Raw genomic sequence first — 22321 nt, forward strand, 5'->3', positions numbered from 1 at the left:
TTTATTTGAAGTATTCCGCTCTATTTTCAAAGTATCTTTTTAAAATTGATTTGAAAGCGAGGTAAACCGAAGAGGTTTATTCACCCGAACTTTTAGTAAATTTGAAAAATTGAAGAATTATATAGAAAGATATAAAATTAACAAACAATAGTTAAAGCATTGGGTCCTTTAATCTCAGAACTTATCCACTTGTAACTCATAACTCATAACTAGAATGGAAGCATACATAATAGACGGAATACGAACTCCCATAGGAAATTATCAAGGCGCTTTAAGTACTGTAAGGACAGATGATTTGGCTGCTTTGGTGATTGCTGAAATCGTAAAACGAAATCCGAATATTCCGCAAGAAGCTTATGATGATGTTATTCTAGGCTGTGCCAATCAAGCGGGGGAAGACAACAGAAACGTAGCGCGAATGGCAGCTTTGTTGGCGGGATTGCCAGTTACAGTTCCTGGGGAAACAGTAAATCGTCTTTGTAGTAGTGGACTTTCAGCAATCATTCACGCAAATAGAGCAATTAAAGGTGGGGATGGAGACGTGTTTATTGCAGGTGGAGTGGAGCATATGACGCGTGGTCCTTACGTTGTAGCAAAACCTTCAAAAGCATTTGGGACTGATGCTAAAATGTACGATTCCAGTTTCGGCTGGCGTTTTGTCAATCCAAAAATGGATGAAATGTACGGTACCGATGGAATGGGAAATACTGCCGAAAATCTAGTGGAGAAATATGGTATCTCCCGAGAAGATCAGGACAAGTTTGCATATTGGAGCCAGATGAAGGCTGCTAAAGCTCATGAAAATGGTCGACTGGCGGAAGAAATTGTAACGGTAGAAATTCCACAACGAAAAAAGGATCCAATTAAGTTTTCAGATGATGAATTTATCAAGCCAACAACTACGTTGGAGGTGTTGGCAAAATTGAGACCAGCATTTAAACGGGAAGGTGGAAGCGTTACCGCAGGTAATTCCTCTGGATTAAATGATGGCGCTGCGGCGACAATAATTGCTTCCGAAGAAGCAGTTAAGAAATATGATCTAAAACCAATTGCCCGTATTGTCAGTTCGGCCGTAGTAGGAGTGGAGCCAAGAATTATGGGATTGGTCCAGTTGAAGCTTCCAATAAAGCTCTTAAAAAAGCTGGTTTAAAAATGGAAGATATGGATATCATCGAACTCAATGAAGCCTTTGCAGCGCAAGCTCTTGCGTGTACACGAGCTTGGGGTTTGGGGGATGATGATCCGCGCCTAAACCCTAATGGAGGAGCAATTGCAATTGGTCATCCCCTAGGAGTTACAGGAACGCGCCTTGCCTATTCCGCAGCTTTGGAATTGCAGAAACAGAATAAGAGATATGCTTTGGTTACTATGTGTATTGGCGTTGGGCAGGGATATGCTGCTATAATTGAAAACGTGAGCCAAATTGGAAGATCTGTTTAATAATTATCAAATCAAAAATAAAACCTCCTTGTAGGTTAATTGAGCAATATGGTTTATATTTACAATAAATAAATATAAAATGGCAACATTCACTTCGAGTTTACCGGACGAACTTCTGGAGCAATTGGCTCAAGAGGCAAAGAATTTGAAAATCCCGAAAAATAAACTGCTCCAAAAGGCTTTGGAGTATTATTTAGAAAGATTGGAAAAAGCTCAATATGCAAAATCTTTTGAACGCATTTCAAACGACCCAGAAATGCAAGCTATAGCTGAAGAGGGTATTGAAGATTGGTTTAAAATGCTTGATGAATACGACAAAGAATGAAGCAGGGAGAAATTTGGAAAGTATATTTTGATCCAATTAAAGGCAATGAGCAAGCAGGAGTAAGACCGGCAGTTATTATAAGCGGTGATACAATGAATAACAAATCTAAGCTAAAGATTGTCTGCCCCTTGACATCGTCTCTTCATAATTTTAAAAATAATCCAATCCTGGAACCCAATGAAATTAATGGATTAAAAAGTATATCTGAAATTTTAGTTTTTCAGATAAGGACACTTTCAGATGAGCGATTTAAGAATAAAATAGGCAATGTAAATTCCGAAACCATAGATGAAATACATTCCTCTTTATCAAAATTATTAAAGTATTAAGGGTGATTTTGCGCCTAGTATATTTTGAAATAAATAAAACATGAAAAAACTACATAATTACATAACAGGGCAATGGCGAACAGGTAATGGGGAAGGAGTCCCAATGCACGATGCCATTACCGGTGAAGTTGTCGCACTTTCTGATACGGAAGGTCTTGACTTTGCCGAAATCTTACAATACGGTCGCGATAAAGGGAATGCCCTTAGAAAAATGACTTTCCAGGAACGCGGCAATATGCTAAAATCCCTTGCGCTTCATCTCGTAAAAAAGAAAGCCGATTTCTACGAAATAAGTTACCGAACAGGAGCTACAAAAGTGGATAGCTGGATTGATATTGAAGGAGGTTTTGGAAATCTTTTTGCCAATGCCTCCCTTCGGAAGTTATTTCCCAATCAAACCTATCACGTTGAGGGTGATCCCATTGATTTATCCCGAGGTGGCCGGTTTATGGCGCACCATATTATGGTTCCAAAACAGGGCGTGGCAATTCATATAAATGCTTTTAATTTCCCGGTATGGGGTATGTTGGAAAAGTGTGCAGTCAATTGGATGGCGGGAGTGCCGGCGGTGGTTAAACCCGCGACCAATACTTCATTTTTAACCGAAGCAGTGGTTCGTGAGATTATTGCTTCAGGAATTTTACCGGAAGGAGCTTTACAATTGATAAACGGTTCTGCCCGAACTATTTTAGATTCCGTAGAATCGCAAGATGTGGTCACATTTACAGGATCGGCTTCCACAGGGAAAATGCTTAAAGCACATCCAAGAATTATCGAGGAATCTGTACCTTTTACAATGGAAGCTGATTCATTGAACGCTTCTATTTTAGGTGAGGATGCCGTTCCGGGTACTCCCGAATTTGATCTTTTTATCAAAGAAGTGAGAACTGAAATGACCGTAAAATGTGGTCAAAAATGTACTGCCATCCGAAGAGTGGTTGTTCCTGAAAAATTGATCGAAGATGTTCAGATTGCCCTTGGAAAATCCTTGGCAAAAGTAACTATTGGTGATCCTCGTTTAAAGGAAGTGCGAATGGGATCCTTGGTAAGCCTAGATCAAGTGAAAGAAGTGAGGGAACGTGTCCAGGAATTGGCAAAAACTGCAAGCATCGTCTATGGAGACCTTGATAAAATTGAAGTTATCGGAGCCGATGCGAAAAAAGGCGCTTTCCTTGCCCCAATTCTACTTCGAGAAGATAATCCCTTCGAAAATCTCGCTGTTCACGAAACGGAAGCTTTTGGTCCAGTGAGCACCATAATGCCGTATAAATCTCTTGATGAAGCCATCGAGTTGGCGAAAATGGGGAAAGGATCTTTGGTTTCTTCCATCGCCACCAATGATGATAAAATTGCCAAAGATTATGTTATCAACGCCGCCTCCCATCATGGAAGGATTTTGGTGTTAAACCGTGAAAGTGCAAAGGAAAGTACTGGTCATGGTTCACCACTTCCATATTTGGTCCACGGAGGACCTGGTCGAGCGGGGGGAGGAGAAGAAATGGGTGGAGTGCGAGGTATTAAGCATTATTTGCAACGCACCGCCATTCAAGGTTCGCCTACAACTTTGACGGAAATCACTGGTATTTATCAACAAAACGCCAAATACAAGGAAGCTGATCAGCATCCATTCAAATACCATTGGGAAGACATCGAACCTGGAATGTCCTTAAAAACCCATAAGCGTACACTGACGGATAGTGATATAATCAATTTTGCCAATCTTACTTGGGACCATTTTTATGCCCATACCGATACCACTTCCTTGGATGGAAGTATTTTTGAAAAGCGCACAGCTCACGGTTATTTTATAATTGCTGCAGCTGCGGGATTGTTTGTATATCCGAATAAGGGACCTGTCGCCGCTAATTACGGTTTGGAAGAGTGCCGTTTTCTACGTCCAATGTACGACGGTGATACCATTTACGTTCGGCTGACCTGTAAACAGAAAGTTGATCGTGATGTAGCAGGAGCAGAACATCCAAGCGGAATCGTAAAATGGTTTGTCGAGGTTTTTGATCAAGAAGATGAATTGGTTGCTGTGGCTACTATTCTAACTATGGTTGAAAAGAAACAAGAAGTTTTTGTAGAGATGACCGATGAAAAAATTCGTGAGACGCTGGAAAAACTAACCGAGAACACAAAGCCAAAGTGGGGAATCCTTACACCACAGCATTTAATGGAACATTTGGAAGAAGGCTACCGAATTATGTCTGGTGAAAACCAAGATTTTGAGATATCCACACCAGAGAAGATATTGGAGAAAGTTCATAACAGTTTATATAATTACGACAAATTTCCGCATCATACTCAGTTTCCAACTATGAAAAAAGGTGAATTGGAAGACTTAAAGCATCCTGATCTAGCTACTGCCAAAGAAAAAATGCTCGAAGCTCGAGAACAGTATAAAGAGTACTATAAGCAAAACCCAGATTCCCAATTAAAAAACAGAGTTTTTGGAATGTTGAACCGATATGAATCTTACTTATTGGAGCGCAAACATTTAAACCATCACTTTGAGCAGTTTGGGTTGATTTGATTTATTATAAATAGAAAACGCAAAAAATTCCCGCTTGAATGGCGGGAATTTTTTTGTATTATACTTAAAGATTTATCGGGAAATCTATCATCTCTTTCTTATGAAAGTATATCCTTTAATCTGGCCTGATTATCCAGATTATTGACAATTCTCTGGGATTGTTTTTCGATTAAGGAGACTATTTCAGGGGAAGCGGAGGAATAATCCTTAATAAATTTTGCATATTCATCTGCACTTGCACGGTCTGCTCTTATACATTCTTCAAGAATTGACTTGTCTGAATTTCCACCCAAAAGAGCTTTAATATCCAGCCAACTTTGCCGGAATGAAGCCGAAAGGGTTCCTTGGGTATCAATTTCAATTTCTGAATTATAATTCTTCAATTCGTTCGAAAGATCCGCAGCAAAAAACTTTCTTTCTTCCGCCTGGTCGATTAAATAATCCCTTAAAGGCATATCCTGAGCTTTCTCTGATGCCTTTACGAAACCATTATAAGAATCAATATTCTTTTCAATTAGTTCTGATACTTTATCTGAAACTTCTTCTTTTGTCTTCATATAGATATTTTTTTAAATTAATCTATCCAGTCTAAACACCAAAATCCCCATAGCGTTATAAGAAAGATTTGGTATTCACCTTTAAGATGCATTCATAAAAATAGATAGACCTTTTGGACTCCGCCTTGTTTTTATAAAATGTTTAATATTTCCCTTCAACGGACGATGGATGTTTTTGACTTATAATTTAATGCTCCCAATCCGAAATTGGAAATTTGTAACTGGCAATACCAATACCTTTGCAAATCTGCCACTGGTTTCTAACTGTCCACTGCTACTGCCAACTGCCACTTTTTCGAACTAATTTTTTTTATAGGGCGATTTCTTAACATTACCCATTTCTCCGTATCCTGCTGGATCATTGGATTCAGGAACCTTTTCGGGATCCTCTTTTTTTATTTTTTCCGGTTTAACTGGTTTTGAATTTGGCTCTCCGGGATAATCCTGATCTTTTATATTTTGCTCATTCTTAATTTTCGGGTCGAGCATTGGTGTTTTCTTTTCATCTTTTTTCATAACCTGATTTTTTACTTAGATGGAAAGTTAGTCAAAATCATAAATTTTAAAATGATTGCTAACACTCTTTAACTTTTGGAACCAAGGAGAATCTTAAATCAGGTGAGAGAAAGGGATAAAAGCCCAAAGAGTAAAGGAGACGTCAACCTCAATTTCAACTTCAACTTTGACTTCATCTGCTGTAAACATTTGATTTTATTGGGTCTTATCCTCTTATCCGAACATTGTTTGGAATGACTGTTTCGAATAAGAATTGGTGAAAAAAAACTTTTATGACTGAAAAATTCAAAGATTTACAAATAGAGAATCTCCTTATTTTAAATGATTTAACAGATTTGGCGACCGCACTTCGACTGCGCTCAGTGTGACAGAGGCCACAATAGATTTTAGTGTGAACTTGTCGAACCTCCTTATTTTAGACCATTTAATAGATTTGGCGACCGCACTTCGACTGCGCTCAGTGTGACAGAGGCCACAATGTGTTTTAGTGTGAACTTGTCGAACCTCCTTAGTTTAAATGATTTAATAGATTTGGCGACCGCACTTCGACTGCGCTCAGTGTGACAGAGGCCACAATAGGTTTTAGTGTGAACTTGTCGAACCTCCTTATTTTAGACCAATTTAATAGATTTGGCGACCGCACTTCGACAGGCTCAGTTTGACAGAGGCCACAATAGGTTTTAGTGTGAGCTTGTCGAACCTCCTTATTTTAAATGATTTAACAGATTTGGCGGCCGCACTTCGACTGCGCTCAGTGTGACAGAGGCCACAATGTGTTTTAGTGTGAGCTTGTCGAACCTCCTTATTTTAAATGATTTAATAGATTTGGCGACCGCACTTCGACTGCGCTCAGTGTGACAGAGGCCACAATGTGTTTTAGTGTGAGCTTGTCGAACCTCCTTATTTTAAATGATTTAATAGATTTGGCGACCGCACTTCGACTTCGCTCAGTGTGACAGAGGCCACAATGTGTTTTAGTGTGAGCTTGTCGAATCTCCTTATTTTAGACCAATTTAATAGATTTGGCGACCGCACTTCGACAGGCTCAGTTTGACAGAGGCCACAATAGGTTTTAGTGTGAGCTTGTCGAACCCCTTATTTCAGATCATTTAATAATTTAGTTAAACGCTATTTTTTAACAGGAGCTCATTGTGGCATCCTTCTAAAATTTGGAACCATCGAAACGTTTATTTTTTCTTCCTGTTCTCATCCTTAAACAAAATTTGATAAAGAAGGTATAGTCCAATAATAGCTGCTAGTACAAATAATAAAAAAGCGAAAATTGGATAACCACCAATATTCCAATTACTGGGTATTCTTACCAACATCGCCGCACCAACAATTAGGGCGGCAACGATTATTCCCGCCGTAATACGATTGGCAACTTTTTGGAATGCATCCGTAAATCGTTCTTCGTCTATGGCGTCAACGGTAAACTTTATACGGTTTTCAGAGAGGTTTTCAGTAAACTTATTTAATCTAAAGGGAAGATTTTCAGTCAGCTCTTTCATTTCCAGGAACAGCTCCATCAGATTTCCAGGCTTTAAATTCTTTTTAATTCGTTTGTGCATCAACTCCTGCACATATTCTTTTACGGTATTATGAAGATCGTAGTCTGGAGTTAAAAAGGCCACTGTCTGATCCAAATTAAGAAGAATTTTGCCCATTATATTCAATTCCACCGGTATATGGATTCCCTCCTTAGCCGCCATCTGGTTTACCTGAATAAGTAACCGGCCCGTCTGTAGATCTTTTGCGCGCGTATCTTCATTTTCCTGCACTTTTCGAAGTACATTTTTACGGAATACCGAAACGTCTATATTCTTTTCATCATACTCACTTATTCCCAAAAGGATATCCGCTACACGATCCCCATCATAATTGCTTAAGGCAATCATTAACTTTAGGATTGTCTCGCGCATACTATCGCTAAATTTGGCGACCATGCCCAGATCCATTAAAGCAATCCTATTGTCGGGCATCAGGTAAACATTTCCAGGATGCGGGTCGGCATGGGCAAAACCATCAACGATTATTTGCTTTAAATATCCTTTTACTAAATCGTCCACCAAAGGCTCCAAAGAAACATCAAGACGTTTTAAGGGAGAAACCTTGGTTATTTTCACCCCTTCAACAAATTCCATTGTCAAAACTCGGGAAGAACAATAATCAAGTATGGGAGCAGGAATGAACAGATGATCAAATCCTGCTAGATTTTTCTTTAGGGTTGCCAGGTTTTGAGCTTCGAGGGTGTAATCCAATTCCTTAAGAAGAATATACCTCAGTTCTTCAATAACACTATGAACGGCATAATTTCTGGCAGTCTCACTATAAGTTTCTACCTTTTCAGAAAGTGACATTAAAGTGTCCAGATCTTCTATAAATCGTTTTCGAATACCAGGTCGCTGTATCTTTACCGCCACCATTTTTCCCGAATGAAGCACCGCACGATGGACTTGACCAATGGAAGCACTCGCGAGTGGCTCGGTTTCAAAGGATGCAAATGCCTTGGAAATACGTACCCCAAGCTCTTCTTTAAATATTTTTTCAATTTCGGCGTATTCCACTCCTTCTACATCATCCTGAAGTGTAGCGAGAGCGTCCATAAAAGAGGGGGGCAATAAGTCGGGACGAGTAGAAAGAAGTTGCCCTAATTTCACATATGTAGGTCCCATCTTTTTTAAATCTTCCGCGAGTTCCTCAGGAGAATGATCAAAGGATTCCGGTTCAGTATTTGCATCGGAATCGGTGATTTTTTCTTCAGTATATAGAAACACATCGCTGTTCCAATATTTAATCATGAATTGGAAAAAGCGCAGATATTTGTCATATTGATCGGGAAGGAGGCTCATTTTGAATTTTTATTGAAAACTACAAAATTTTATCGTCCGATTTTAGAACAATATCGAAATGAAGATTTTTTAGTGGGGAAACTGTTATTCCTCCACAACCGTCTCTCTTCCTCTCTTGGTAGCCACCACACTTATAACCAGAATCTGGAATGCGTGGTATATCATCAATGGTAAAAGTAAGATGCCGATTATACCTGTTCCTCCGAACATCGCTTGGGAGAAAACAGTTCCATGGACAAGAGATTTCTTGGTGCCACAAAATTGGTTGGTAATCCTATCTGCATGGTTGAACTTTAAAATCTTGCCTATCCAACCAGTCAAAGAAAAAACTATGTAGAATAATAAAACAACCAGACCTATCATAATCACCATTTTCGACAAACTGATACTACTGAAAATTTTATCTTCAAAGGAATGCACAAAACTTTTATAAATAATAAGCAGTATAATAAATTTATCGAAAAGATCAAGCCGTTTCTTATTACGTCCTGCCCAGCTTCCCAAATATCTTCGTAGTATCAATCCTAGGGCAAGCGGTAATATAATTTCGGTAAAAAGTTGAATGTAAATACTTGAAAAATCGAAAACCACATCTGTTTCATTTATAAAGGGTAAAATCCAGAGTGGCGTTAATAATATCCCCAAAATTCCCGAAATGCTGGCATTGAATATTGCCGCTGGCAGATTTCCTTTGGCCATTGAAACCATTACAACGGAAGAAGAAACAGTGGATGGAAGTGCCGCCATAAAGAGAAATCCCAACCAAATGAGCTCGTAGGAGGTGTCCTTTACAAAGGGAAAAAATGGCAGAATAAGAAGAGGAAACAAAATAAATGTACTGCTTTGGACGACCACGTGCAATCTCCAGTTTCTGAGACCGTTTTTTAGTGCCTCGGTACTAAGATTCAAACCATAAAAGAAAAAGATAAAAGAAATCCCCAGACTACTTATTAAGTCCATTGGTACAGGACTGTCAGAAGCACCAAGCTGTGGCAAAAAATAGGCAATTACAACACTTATAACAACGGCGATGACGAACTTGTCTATTCTGATTTTCTTGAGCATTAATCTTTTTAATTTTTGTGCAAATATATAAATGCCAATTCCAATTGGACAGGGAATTGCGGGAACTATTACTAATTTTGTGTTGTTGCAAATACAAGTAACACAATCCGGAGAAATAATTAAAAAGCAAAAGAAATGATAAAAGCGCTAATCGTTTTTGCAAGTATGACGGGGACTACGGAAAAGATTGCCGAAATTTTGGCTCAAAATCTTCGAGATTTAAATGTCGGAGTTCTAGTAAAGGAATGCACAGAATTATATCCTCAGGAGTACCTTGATTATGAAATCTGTGTTATGGCAACCTATACCTATGGCGCCGATGGAGATTTGCCGGAAGAAGCTGAGGATTTCTATTATGACTTAGAAGAAGTGGATTTAACCGGAAAGGTTTTTGGAGTTCTGGGTTCAGGTGATCGCATTTATAAAAAATTCTGCCCCGCTGTTGATGATTTTGAAAAGCAATTTGAAAAGACCAATGCTATAAAGGGCGTGGAAAGTCTGAAAATAAACCTTGATCCCCACAAGAAGGATAAGGAGAATATAAGGAGATTTGCTGAAAGTATCCTCGAATCCTATAAGCAAGCTTTTACCTAATGATCGTTATACCGTCCTATTAATTTTTCACATCGTTAAGATATTCTATCTGGAATCAACTTAGAATATACCAAACAATTGTTTTCAGTTTAAACTTGCCCAACAACCCTTATATTTCTGAAAAGTTAGTTATTTTGTATCATCGAAATATATTTATTCTTTCATTTTTAGGAAGGTTAGTTATTTTGTAGAAATTGAATCTAAATCTAAAATTAAATCTTTCGCATCCGCGTAAATATCATGACAGAAGCATACGTAAAACAGGAAATAAACAATAGGATTGCAACCATAGAATTCTTTCATCCAGCACATAACAGCCTTCCGGGAGATATTTTGGCAAAACTTGCAAATACTATAACCGAAGCAGGAAAAAATGATGGAGTAAAAGTAATAATCCTTAAAAGCGGGGGCGACCGAACTTTTTGCGCCGGCGCCAGTTTCAATGAGTTGATAAACATAAACGACGCTGATACGGGCAAAATATTCTTTAGTGGTTTTGCCAACGTAATCAACGCCATGCGCAAATGTCCAAAGTTCATCATTGGAAGAATTCAGGGAAAAACAGTTGGCGGTGGAGTAGGAGTAGCAGCCGCAACGGATTACTGTATGGCAACCAAATTTGCAGCTATCAAATTAAGCGAATTAAACGTCGGCATTGGTCCTTTTGTTGTTGGCCCAGCGGTTGAAAGAAAATTGGGAACAAGCGGTTTTAGCCAGATAGCCATTGATGCAAATTCTTTTTATGAAGCCGAATGGGCAAAACAAAAAGGATTGTACAACGAGGTTTATGAAACTTTAGAAGAGTTGGATGAGGCTGTTCAAAAATTCGCCGAAAATCTTTGCAATTACAATCCAGAGGCCATGAAGGAAATGAAAAAAGTTTTCTGGAGCGGTACCGAAGATTGGGATAACCTATTAGCTGAAAGAGCAGGAATCTCAGGAAAATTGGTTTTGAGTGATTTTACGAAGGAAACGTTGAAGAGGTTTAAATAGTTAGTTATTAATACAATTGAGTTAAAGGATAAAAAGACGAAAGGAGAAAGGACTAAAGGATAAAAAGATGAAAGGACAAAAGGAAGAAAAAACCTACGACAATTTAATAGATAATGGCATTAAAGCATAATTTCAGAAAATTAGCAATATGGCAAGATGCAAGGAAGCTTGTGAAGGAAACCTATTCTATGACTTCCAATTTTCCTAAAATTGAGATTTATGGTCTTTCAAACCAGTTGCAGCGATGTTCTGTTTCCATTGCATCAAATATTGCAGAGGGTTCGTCCAGAAATTCCGACAAACATTTCATTCAGTATTTAGAAACTGCTTTAGGTTCGGCATTTGAATGGGAAACGCAATTAATTTGTGCGTTTGATTTGGAATATATAGATAATATTACATTTGAGAACAATTTGCAAATTATACAAAAATTGCAAGCGATGATTTCCAATTTTAAAAATTCGTTGATATAAACTATGTCTTTTAATCATTTAGTCCATTCATCTTTTTGTCATTCAATTTAAAACAAAAATTGCAAGCGATGATTTCCAATTTTAAAAATTCGTTGATATAAACTATGTCTTTTAATCATTTAGTCCGTTCATCTTTTTGTCATTCAATTTAAACAAAAATTGCAAGCTATGATTTCCAATTTTAAAAATTCGTTGATATAAACTATGTCTTTTAATCATTTAGTCCATTCATCTTTTTGTCATTCAATTTAAAACAAAAATTGCAAGCGATGATTTCCAATTTTAAAAATTCGTTGATATAAACTATGTCTTTTAATCATTTAGTCCATTCATCTTTTTGTCATTCAATTTAAAACAAAAATTGCAAGCGATGATTTCCAATTTTAAAAATTCGTTGATATAAACTATGTCTTTTAATCTTTTAGTCCATTCATCTTTTTGTCATTCAATTTAAAACAATAATTGCAAGCGATGATTTCCAATTTTAAAAATTCGTTGATATAAACTATGTCTTTTAATCATTTAGTCCGTTCATCTTTTTGTCATTCAATTTAAACAAAAATTGCAAGCGATGATTTCCAATTTTAAAAATTCGTTGATATAAACTATGTCTTTTAATCATTTAGTCCGTTCATCTTTTTGTCATTCAATTTAAACAAAAATTGCAAGCGATGATTTCCAATTTTAAAAATTCGTTGATATAAACTATGTCTTTTAATCATTTAGTCCGTTCATCTTTTTGTCATTCAATTTAAAACAAAAATTGCAAGCTATGATTTCCAATTTTAAAAATTCGTTGATATAAACTATGTCTTTTAATCATTTAGTCCGTTCGTCTTTTTGTCATTCAATTTAAAACAAAAATTGCAAGCGATGATTTCCAATTTTAAAAATTCGTGATATGAACTATGTCTTTTAATCATTTAGTCCGTTCATCTTTTTGTCATTCAATTTAAAACAAAAATTGCAAGCGATGATTTCCAATTTTAAAAATTCGTTGATATAAACTATGTCTTTTAATCATTTAGTCCGTTCATCTTTTTGTCATTCAATTTAAAACAAAAATTGCAAGCGATGATTTCCAATTTTAAAAATTCGTTGATATAAACTATGTCTTTTAATCATTTAGTCCGTTCATCTTTTTGTCATTCAATTTAAAACCATGTTTTTTTCTTTCAAAAACCACATCCCCGTAATCCACGAAAGTAGCTTCGTCCATCCATTGGCGGCAGTTACGGGTAATGTAATAATAGGCAAAAACTGCTACATCGGTCCGGGGGCGGCCATTCGTGGCGACTGGGGGGAAATAATTCTTGAGGATGGAGTAAATGTACAGGAAAATTGTACTATCCATATGTTTCCGGGAAAAAGTATTGTCTTAAAAGAAAGTGCCCACGTAGGCCACGGCGCAATAATCCACGGTGCGAATCTTGGACGAAATTGCTTAATTGGGATGAACAGCGTAATAATGGACGATGCTGAAATTGGCGATGAATGTATCGTGGGCGCAATGAGTTTTGTAAAAGCGGAAGAAAAATTTCCAAGAAGGAAATTAATAGTCGGAAATCCAGCGAAAGCTATTAAGGATATTTCTGATGAAATGATGGCCTGGAAAACTGCCGGAACAAGATTGTACCAGCAACTCCCGTCAGATTGCCACGAGAGTTTGAGAGAAGTGGAGCCGCTGCGGGAGATTCCAAAGGACAGACCCGTGCAGGACGATTTTTATAAAACCTTGAATGAATTTCGAGGTAAAAATAAAAAGTAATTTCTTAATACAAGAACCCAAAAAGCCATAACGGAATTGTTTTCGCAGTTCCAAATTCAATTTGGTCCCTGACGATATACGCATTTGCAGAATCAGGAATCTGTTTGCCTGTTTTTGATTTTCCACCTACTTCGAATACATACTTTTTATTCACCAAAAAATCTGCTTTATCGGCCAAATGCAGCGTTTCATTCTTAGAAACTTGATTTGCAAAAAAAGTTTCCCTTACAGCACCCATATTAAAATTCTTGCCATCCATTGCATAAATGATATTTGAATTGTGCAGATATAATTTCTCTGGTTTTGTAAAAACTCCAATTCCTGTTGTAGATTTAAACAATTCTATAACCAAATCTGCACGACCTAATAGTCGGATAGCATTGAGAAGTGATTTTCGGTTCATTCCCAAACGTTCGCTCAGTTTGGATATATTAGGCGTAAAAGGAGCACTCTGAGCAATGGCCATCAGTAGTTTTTTTATTTTTCTACTTTCTTCAAAGCTGATATTTTCCACAGCATTCATATCGTTTTCTATTATTAACATCAACGTTTGAAGGAGTTTTTGGGAATAGGTTTTTCTGTTTTCCTTAAAATAAGGATAGGCTCCAAAGAATAAATAATCTTCAAAATGTTTTAATGGATATTCCAGTTTTTCCTTTAACAACTGACTGATTTCCTGATGTTGATTTATAAGTTCCTCAAATGAAAAAACGGGGAGCTCACTCTCCAATTCCAATGCCAGAAACTCCCGGTACGATAGTTCTTGCAAGGTATAAGAAACTGCCCTCCGGCTCAGATCAGACTCTCCACTAAGAATATCCAACATTGAAGAGGAAGTAAAAACAACGAAAAGGCTGGGAAATCGATCGTAAATCAATTTTAACTCTCGTGACCAGCGCGGATATTTATGGACCTCATCCAAAAACAAAAACTTTCCTCCTGAAAGACTAAATTCAGTAGCCAACTGGATAAGGGTATTCTCCAAGAAATACAGATCATCCAGGGTGACATAAAGTGCTCTAGTTCTATCTTCCTCAGAAAGATCGAATTTGATGCGTTGTAACAGAAGTGTAGTCTTCCCGGTTCCTCTAGCTCCTTTTACAGCTATCAATCTATCGCTCCAGTCTATTTCTTCTGAAAGATATCTTCGGAAAGGAGATAATTGACGAAAAAGATTTTCTTGGATCAGTTTTAATTCTTCCATCGTGATTAAATTTATATAAAGATAAGTTTTTTGTTCTTGATAGGAACAAAAAATTATAAAATTGTTCTTGTGAGGAACAAAAATATGGGATTATGTTCTTGGAAATAACAAGATAATCTATATTTAGATTTCTACCAAAGCAAAAAAGAAATGCTTATTTTCGCTTAGAAGATTCTTTTCCGCCGAATCAAGTTCTTTTTGTTCGGCATCTTACATCTTATAATATGAATAAAACCGAGTTCAAGATGCCCAGAATGGGCGAAAGCATAACTGAAGGAACCATCATTGAATGGTATGTAAAAGAAGGAGATTCCTTTGAGGAAGGCGATGCGCTATTGGAAGTGGCCACTGATAAAGTAGATAACGAAGTTCCCGCGCCATTTTCAGGAAAAATGATATCACAAATGTTTAATGCCGGAGATGTGGTTCCCATTGGAGAAATTGTGGCAATATTGGAGTTATCCGAAATCTCTGGTCCAAAAAAATCACCATCAAAACCTTTAAAACAAAAACATAAATCAAATTCATCATCCGCTAAAAACTCCCCTTTAGGGGCCGGGGGTATTTCGAATTCAACTTCAATTTCATCTTCATCATCATCTCCATCTTCCTTCAGAGTCAATGAAAATATTTTCATTTCACCCTTAGTTGACTCCATCGCCAGAAAAAATCACATCAGTTACGAGGAACTAGCAAGAATTCCAGGAACTGGAAAAGACGGTAGATTGCGAAAAAGCGACTTGTCAGAATATTTGGCTAATGGTCGTCCTTTCAAATTCGCTCAAGCTGTTCCTGAACCATCTGGTTTTCAAATTCCAGATTTAAAATTCGATAAAGGAAAAGGCAAAATCATCGAAATGGACCGAATGCGCCAGATGATTTCCGACCATATGGTGTTTTCAAAACACACTTCGCCCCACGTTACCGCTTATGTGGAAGCGGATTTAACCGATATGGCTACTTGGCGAAATAAAAACAAGGATGACTTTCAAGAAAAATATGGAGAGCGATTAACGTTTACACCCCTATTTGTTGAAGCTGTATCAAAAGCAATTGTAGATTTTCCTATGATAAACTCTTCTCTAGATGGAAAGAATATCATCGTCAAAGACGAAATAAACATTGGAATGGCAACCGCCTTACCTTCTGGAAACTTAATTGTTCCAGTAGTAAAAAATGCCGACAAAAAGAATTTACAGGAACTGGCCGCGGCTACAAATGAACTGGCTGGAAAGGCCCGAGATAACAAATTAAAAGCAGATGACACTTCAGGAAGTACATTTACAATAAGTAATGTGGGAACTTTTGGAAGTTTAATGGGAACCCCGATAATAAATCAACCTGAAGCAGCGATTTTAGCAACAGGAATTATCAAAAAGAGAGCTGAGGTAATGGAGCGTGAAGACGGCGATACTATTGAAATTAGACAAATGATGTATCTTTCGCTTTCTTTTGACCATAGAATAGTGGACGGATACTTGGCTGGTTCTTTTTTAAGGAGAATTGCTGATTATATGGAGGATTGTGATATGGATAGAAAGATTTGAAATTTGGTTCGTGGTTGGACGGTTTGAACCACGATCGTTCGCTTGCGCTTACTGCACGAGTCACGACAAATTTTGATTGAATTCGAGTTTTGAACATTTGAAGTACTTTCGGCGGGATACATTTTCAATGGATAAAAACTTTGAGAATGAGAAGACATAACTTTAAAAAATTGCAAATATGGCAGGAGGCAATGGTTCTTATTGATGAGAATTATTTGTTGACATCAAAATTGCCTGATTATGAAAAGTATGGTCTAAGAACGCAGATGAACCGTTGTTCAGTCTCAATCGCGTCGAATATATCGGAAGGATCAAGCAAGGGGACCGATAGACATTTTTTAAAATATTTAGATGATAGTTTGGGATCGGCCTTTGAATGGGAAACGCAATTGAATGTTTGCCATCGTCAGAATTTTATAGAAGAAGAATTATTCTTAAAACTTGAAGATCAAGTGAAGAAAGTTCAATGTAAAATATCAAATTTTATGGATTCTTTGGATCCGGATAAATGAATTAGAAAAGACATTTTGAATCACGACCATTCGCTTTGCTCACTGCACGACCCAAGACAAGAAACAGTTGATTAAAGGAGGTTAAGTTTAAGAGTCGTGAATCGTGAAGCTTGCCTCGCAAGCGTTCGTGGTTCAAAACGTCCAATCATTATATGCATGGAAAATAAAGCAATTACCAAAGACATACTCAAAAAAGCCTTCAAAACCCTCGTCACCGCTAAAGCAATGACGGAGATCTATGAGAAGAATTTTAAGGCCGTTTCAAAATACGTGCACGCTACCTCGCGCGGGCATGAGGTGATTCAAATTGCCGCGGGAATGCAACTTTTGCCGCAGGATTATGTTTTTCCCTATTATCGCGACGACTCAATTCTGCTTTCCATAGGAATGACTCCCTACGAATTGATGCTGCAAGTTTTAGCAAAAAAAGACGATCCATTTTCGGGCGGGCGAACCTATTATTCCCATCCCAGTCTTCGTGATGATGACAAACCCAAAATTCCCCATCAAAGTTCCGCTACCGGAATGCAAGCTATTCCCGCCACAGGGGTTGCTTTGGGGTTTTGGTACAAAGAGTCTTTTAATTCAGAATTCAGAATTCAGAATTCAGAATTCCCTGTGGTTGTCTGTAGCCTTGGTGATGCCTCCGTTACCGAAGGAGAAGTTGCCGAAGCATTTCAAATGGCCGTATTAAAAAAGTTGCCGATCCTGTATTTGGTGCAGGATAACGGCTGGGATATTTCTGCCAATGCGGAGGAAACCAGAGCACAAGATGCCTTTGAATATGCCAGAGGGTTTAAGGGTCTGGAGGCTGTGACTATCGATGGCACCGATTTCGAAGAGAGTTATAATACACTTCAAGATGTAATCTCAACAATTAGGACAGAACGCAGACCGTTTTTGGTTCACGCGAAAGTACCGCTGTTAAACCACCATACCTCGGGGGTCCGAATGGAATTTTATCGCGATGATCTGGAGGAAGCGCGTTCTCGTGATCCATATCCAAAAATGGTGAAATTGCTTCTGGAAAACGATTTTGAGCAGAAAGAACTGGATGAAATTGAAAACGAAATCCAAATCGAAATCGAAAAGGATTTAAAGAAAGCTTTTCAGGCTGAGGATCCCAAACCAGAAGATCTTTTTACACACGATTTTGCTCCCACAGAAATTACTGAGGAAGTAGGGGAAAGAAGTCCTGAAGGAGCAGAGAAAGTTGTGATGGTGGATTGTGCTCTTTCGGCTTTGGAAGAAATTATGCGCAAACATCCTGAGTCACTTTTATACGGTCAGGACGTAGGACGAAGATTGGGCGGCGTTTTCCGTGAAGCGGCAACTTTAGCTGAAAAATTCGGAGATAATCGCGTTTTTAATACCCCAATTCAAGAGGCATTTATCGTTGGAAGTACTGTGGGAATGAGTGCGGTGGGACTAAAGCCTTTTGTGGAAGTGCAATTTGCGGATTATATTTGGCCGGGACTCAATCAGCTTTTTACCGAAGTTTCACGTAGCTGCTATCTTTCCAATGGAAAATGGCCCGTTTCCATGGTTCTTCGTGTGCCTATCGGCGCGTATGGTAGCGGGGGTCCATATCACTCTTCTTCAGTAGAAAGTGTGGTAACCAATATCCGCGGACTTAAAATAGCTTATCCGAGTAATGGAGCCGATTTAAAAGGGTTGCTAAAAGCCGCTTATTACGATCCGAATCCTGTTGTCATTTTTGAACATAAAGGACTTTACTGGAGCAAGGTAAAAGGAACTCAAGGCGCGACTTCGGTGTTGCCAGCAGAGGATTATATATTGCCATTTGGAAAGGCTTGGGTACTTCAGGAAATTTGGAAACAGGAAGATGAGGAAACGCTCTCAATAATAACCTACGGAATGGGTGTACATTGGGCGATGAATGCTTCCGAAGAACTTGATATGCAGGACAGGATTGAAGTTGTAGATCTTAGAACCTTGCATCCCTTGGATTATGAAACGGTTTTCAAGTCGGTCAAGAAATGTGGAAAATGTTTGATCGTCACGGAGGAACCTTCCGAAAATGGTTTTAGTAGAGGTCTTCAAGGGAGAATTCAAGAGGAATGTTTCCAGCAACTCGATGCACCCGTAATGCTGATCGGCTCCGAGAATATGCCCGCAATTCCGCTAAATTCTACTTTGGAAGAAACGATGATTCCTTCTACTGAAAAAGTGAAAGGGAAAATTTTGGAGGTATTGGGGTATTGATGGAAGGAGGCTTTAAGCTATCGCATTTTTAGTATTTTAGGATTGTTTAAAAAATTGAATTTCAGACTTATTTTTTTAAATTGATTATTTAATTTTGAATAGGAGATAGTCCTTTTATGGATTTGTCATAATTTAAATATTAAAAAGGAAAGTCAATTTAATTAAATCTATGTCGAATTAAACACACTCAAAAATGAAAACAATTACTTCAATTTTGATTCTTTTATCCATATTTACCGCTACTGCACAATGGACTACGGATACAGATCAAAATACACTTGTGGCCGAATCTGGAGAATTGGATGTGCTTGCTCGCGGCACTTCAGATGGTCAAACCTATGTTGTTTATTGGAAAAATGTACCAGCACCAACCTTTATCGAATTGCGATTGCAGGTTATGGATGCCGACGGTAATCGAAAATTTGGTGATGACGGAATGTTGGTAAGCGATCAGATACCCATGGGTTCCTATACCGTTACTATGAGTGCTACTGTTGATTCTGATGACCATTTATATATCGGGGCCACGGGGACAGGAGGTGGAAATCCTGCCTTTGTTTTTAAAATGGATGTAGATGGCAACCATTTATGGGGTACAAACGGAGTTCAGGTGGGCAGTGGAAATGTTGTTACGGTCTTGCCTTTGACAAATAATCAAGCAATTGTAAGCTGGATGGGTTCTTCTGGAGGAGTGATGCAGAAATTTGACGAAACCGGAGCACCAATATGGGCTGCTGAGAAACCAATAGAGGGAGCAAGTGCTACCGTGCCCGGAAATCTTTTCGAACTTTCTGATGGAAATTATATTGTCGTTTTTCATTCCTTATTGTTCGGGATCAATTCTAATTTATATGCCCAGCGTTATGATAGTGATGGAGACCCGGTTTGGGGAGCTCCAGTTCAGCTTTCAAATAGTGCCACCGCTTTTAACCAATCATATTCAGGTCTTCAGGATGGTAATATAGTTTATATGGGATATTTCGCCTCGCAGGGAACACGTTTTGATTCCTATTTACAAAGAATTAATCCTGATGGAACCTTGCCTTGGGGAATCAATGGGGCTGATTTCGACACGAACCAAACCAATTATGAAATGGAAACCGAAATAGCTTTTGAGGAGGGTTCTGGAAATATTTGGGCAATCGCAACGTATCGTGATCAAAGCCAAAATGAACGCGGAGAATATGTGCAAAAGTTTAATAAAGACTCTGGAGAGGGTTTGTTATCGGAAAATGCAAAAGTGGTATATCCCATTGGAAGTGAGAAATCGCATGCAGGTGAACTTCGATTAAGAAATGGAAATCCTCTTTTTCTAATTGAGGAAGGAAATAATAATGGTGCAATGCCGACAGTTTTAAATGCCGTTTATTTAGATGAAAACGGGGATTTTGGTTGGGATACACAAACAATTCCAATGGCTACTTTTGCTGCAAGCAAGCATAGAATCACCTTTACTAGGGAAGGTAATATGCAAAATGTGGCCATATTTGCTGAAGACAAGGGCGAAGGTTTAAAAATATACGCCCAGAATTTGGTGGATGATACGGTGGGAATAGATGATTATAATACATACTCATTATTCTTCGCTAATCCCGTAAATGATGAAATGCTGATAGATAGTGATTCCGCCATAAATAGAGTTTCAATTTATAATGCTTTAGGACAAGAGGTGTTCGGTTCTAAATACAATGCAGAAAAATCCGTTTCGATAGATACCCAAAGCTGGACTGCGGGCATCTATTTTATGTCTATTTCCACAGAGAATGGAATCCAAAAAGGAATTAAATTAATTAAACAATAGAATTAAGATTCCCAATTTATCTTCGTGGCTTTGCGTCTTTGCCTTAAAAATACCGCTTGCAAAGACGCCAAGTCGCAAAGTACTATTTGAATTTAGTTAGCTTTCTTTAAATCTGGATAGAAGGTAAGATATAATTGTTGGGGTTCGGTTCCTTTTTCCGTCAGGACAATTCCGTGACATTTTCCATCTTCTCCTATTTCAAAACCTATTCCTTCTACTGTAGAGTAGAGTATATAATTATGATCTTCAGAAGTAAAATCTCCTACTTTATTTAGTTTATAGTTAATTTCTATTTCATCTAGAGTACTATCCACAGCCAAATTATCATTAGTTTTATAATCTGGAGATAAAGTGCGTATCGCTTTGATTCTAGAGAAATCTTCCACACCCATTTGGGTAGTTGTGTAAATGCTCAATTGATCTTTTGACCCTTGATGCCAAGTGGCAACCGCTTTTCCCATTGCGGCATCTCCTGAATCTGGTTTGCCAAGACTGTCTTTTACGGCAGTTGAATTTTCATTTAATATTATGTTTCCCAATCTTTTCCCGGGAATAATTTCATGCTGATAATCAGTTTTATTATTTTCAGTTGATGTGATATTTTCCACAACGGGTCCATTATCGGAGACAGTTGGATTTATTTCTTTATGTTTATTCTTACAGCCAAAAAAGAGGGTGATTAAAAAGATGTAAATTAGATTTCTCATGATTATTGTGTTGGGTTCTAACATTAAAAATACAAACAAAAAAAGTCCACCGAAGTGAACTTTTGATTTGTTTAGCATTCTAGCCTATCAATTAAAGCCAGATATAGGACTGCAAGAATTTCAATTTCATTGAAAACACTAGTGGTGCGAAAAAGTCTAATTCTCTTGGTTTTACCATAAATACACGAAAAAGTTATAAAAAAATTCGTGTGCTCGTGGTAAACTATTGTCGGAGAACACATCTTCCGCTTTTAAAAACCCTTGTAATTATAGGATTAGTGGTTTATTTTTTAGCTGCACCTGGAGGATATTTTTCCAAGATCTTGTTTACAATTTCTTGAATCCGTGCTTCTTTCTTCTCCATATTCTGGGTCACCAGATCGGCACTTCCCATTCCTTGCCATACCAGGTTATTCGTCTTGGCATCGATCAAGTCAATAAATAAAGTGCCTTCGGCGGTTTGGGAAACACTGCTTCCACCGTAATAACTTCCATAGTACCAAGGATTCCAGCCCCAACCGTACCCGAAATTATTGTTATATACGTCCACACGCTGACTTTCTTTGGTAAAGATGCTCACCAATAAATCTGGAGTTTCGGACTTGGTCATTCCTTTGGCTATCAATTCATTCTCAATGTTCCTAAGAATGCGTTTTTTGTCCAAATCACTTATTTGTGCTTTATCTATTCCTGGCTTATAAAATGCGAAGGAGTGATATTGATTGAAGTTTACTTCTTTGTCATAGTCTGATGCCACTTTAACCGTGGAGCATGAGGTCAGTACAAAGAGAAGCAATAGCGGAAAAAATTTAAGTGCTTTCATACTGGTTTTTTTTAATACGAATCCGTGAAGTTTTTAAAGTTCTTGAATTCATT

18 protein-coding genes and 1 pseudogene are annotated in these 22321 nt (G+C 37.9%); 12 read left to right on the forward strand and 7 right to left on the reverse strand.

Annotated features, from left to right (window positions below; all coding sequences use genetic code 11):
• Nucleotides 1-214: 214 nt before the first annotated feature.
• From pcaF to paaZ, 4 genes and pseudogenes are all read left to right on the forward strand, one after another.
• A pseudogene (pcaF, locus tag EI546_RS14155) lies at nt 215-1440 on the forward strand (3-oxoadipyl-CoA thiolase).
• Nucleotides 1441-1519: 79 nt separating this feature from the next.
• Complete coding sequence (locus tag EI546_RS14160) at nt 1520-1765, forward strand: ribbon-helix-helix domain-containing protein (RefSeq protein ID WP_128251154.1); 246 nt, start codon at nt 1520-1522, stop codon at nt 1763-1765.
• Nucleotides 1762-2094 (forward strand): type II toxin-antitoxin system PemK/MazF family toxin, encoded by a 333-nt coding sequence (locus EI546_RS14165; RefSeq protein ID WP_128251155.1) that lies wholly within the window; start codon nt 1762-1764, stop codon nt 2092-2094. Before EI546_RS14160 ends, EI546_RS14165 begins: the two co-directional genes overlap by 4 nt.
• A gap of 40 nt (nt 2095-2134) precedes the next feature.
• Entirely contained in the window at nt 2135-4630 is a 2496-nt protein-coding gene (gene paaZ, locus EI546_RS14170; protein ID WP_128251156.1) for a phenylacetic acid degradation bifunctional protein PaaZ, read from the forward strand.
• Between the two features lie 98 nt (nt 4631-4728).
• Here the strand turns inward: paaZ and EI546_RS14175 are convergent, their stop codons facing one another.
• From EI546_RS14175 to EI546_RS14190, 4 genes are all read right to left on the reverse strand, one after another.
• Nucleotides 4729-5187 (reverse strand): ferritin-like domain-containing protein, encoded by a 459-nt coding sequence (locus EI546_RS14175; protein ID WP_128251157.1) that lies wholly within the window; start codon nt 5185-5187, stop codon nt 4729-4731.
• A 300-nt stretch (nt 5188-5487) separates the two neighbouring features.
• Nucleotides 5488-5703 (reverse strand): hypothetical protein, encoded by a 216-nt coding sequence (locus EI546_RS14180; RefSeq protein ID WP_128251158.1) that lies wholly within the window; start codon nt 5701-5703, stop codon nt 5488-5490.
• Between the two features lie 1187 nt (nt 5704-6890).
• The gene (locus EI546_RS14185) at nt 6891-8555 is read right to left on the reverse strand and encodes an ABC1 kinase family protein (RefSeq protein WP_128251159.1); all 1665 of its coding nucleotides are present in this window, start codon (nt 8553-8555) and stop codon (nt 6891-6893) included.
• A gap of 84 nt (nt 8556-8639) precedes the next feature.
• Complete coding sequence (locus tag EI546_RS14190) at nt 8640-9620, reverse strand: bile acid:sodium symporter family protein (RefSeq protein WP_128251160.1); 981 nt, start codon at nt 9618-9620, stop codon at nt 8640-8642.
• A gap of 135 nt (nt 9621-9755) precedes the next feature.
• Between EI546_RS14190 and EI546_RS14195 the strand changes: the two genes are divergently transcribed.
• From EI546_RS14195 to EI546_RS14210, 4 genes are all read left to right on the forward strand, one after another.
• Complete coding sequence (locus EI546_RS14195) at nt 9756-10214, forward strand: flavodoxin (RefSeq protein WP_128251161.1); 459 nt, start codon at nt 9756-9758, stop codon at nt 10212-10214.
• Nucleotides 10215-10454: 240 nt separating this feature from the next.
• Complete coding sequence (locus tag EI546_RS14200) at nt 10455-11207, forward strand: enoyl-CoA hydratase/isomerase family protein (RefSeq protein WP_128251162.1); 753 nt, start codon at nt 10455-10457, stop codon at nt 11205-11207.
• Nucleotides 11208-11320: 113 nt separating this feature from the next.
• Complete coding sequence (locus EI546_RS14205) at nt 11321-11680, forward strand: four helix bundle protein (RefSeq protein WP_128251163.1); 360 nt, start codon at nt 11321-11323, stop codon at nt 11678-11680.
• 1162 nt (nt 11681-12842) lie between these two features.
• Complete coding sequence (locus EI546_RS14210) at nt 12843-13448, forward strand: acyltransferase (RefSeq protein ID WP_128251164.1); 606 nt, start codon at nt 12843-12845, stop codon at nt 13446-13448.
• 4 nt (nt 13449-13452) lie between these two features.
• Here EI546_RS14210 and EI546_RS14215 read toward each other — a convergent pair whose 3' ends face one another.
• Nucleotides 13453-14652 carry an ATP-binding protein gene (locus EI546_RS14215; RefSeq protein WP_128251165.1) on the reverse strand — a complete coding sequence of 400 codons (1200 nt, stop codon included), beginning with the start codon at nt 14650-14652 and terminating at the stop codon, nt 13453-13455.
• Nucleotides 14653-14876: 224 nt separating this feature from the next.
• Between EI546_RS14215 and EI546_RS14220 the strand changes: the two genes are divergently transcribed.
• The 4 genes from EI546_RS14220 to EI546_RS14235 all read left to right on the forward strand — a co-directional run bounded on the left by EI546_RS14220 (nt 14877) and on the right by EI546_RS14235 (nt 20738).
• On the forward strand, nt 14877-16199 hold the full coding sequence (locus EI546_RS14220; protein ID WP_164905250.1) for a dihydrolipoamide acetyltransferase family protein: 1323 nt from the start codon (nt 14877-14879) through the stop codon (nt 16197-16199).
• 146 nt (nt 16200-16345) lie between these two features.
• The gene (locus tag EI546_RS14225; RefSeq protein WP_128251166.1) at nt 16346-16711 is read left to right on the forward strand and encodes a four helix bundle protein; all 366 of its coding nucleotides are present in this window, start codon (nt 16346-16348) and stop codon (nt 16709-16711) included.
• A gap of 156 nt (nt 16712-16867) precedes the next feature.
• Complete coding sequence (locus EI546_RS14230) at nt 16868-18937, forward strand: alpha-ketoacid dehydrogenase subunit alpha/beta (protein ID WP_128251167.1); 2070 nt, start codon at nt 16868-16870, stop codon at nt 18935-18937.
• Between the two features lie 193 nt (nt 18938-19130).
• Entirely contained in the window at nt 19131-20738 is a 1608-nt protein-coding gene (locus EI546_RS14235; protein WP_128251168.1) for a T9SS type A sorting domain-containing protein, read from the forward strand.
• A 92-nt stretch (nt 20739-20830) separates the two neighbouring features.
• Here EI546_RS14235 and EI546_RS14240 read toward each other — a convergent pair whose 3' ends face one another.
• Nucleotides 20831-21445, reverse strand: coding sequence for a hypothetical protein (locus EI546_RS14240; protein ID WP_128251169.1), 615 nt, complete (start codon nt 21443-21445; stop codon nt 20831-20833).
• 283 nt (nt 21446-21728) lie between these two features.
• Nucleotides 21729-22268, reverse strand: coding sequence for a DUF4136 domain-containing protein (locus tag EI546_RS14245; protein ID WP_128251170.1), 540 nt, complete (start codon nt 22266-22268; stop codon nt 21729-21731).
• Nucleotides 22269-22321 lie beyond the last annotated feature (53 nt).

The organism is Aequorivita sp. H23M31, assembly GCF_004022485.1.
GTDB lineage: Bacteria > Bacteroidota > Bacteroidia > Flavobacteriales > Flavobacteriaceae > Aequorivita > Aequorivita ciconiae.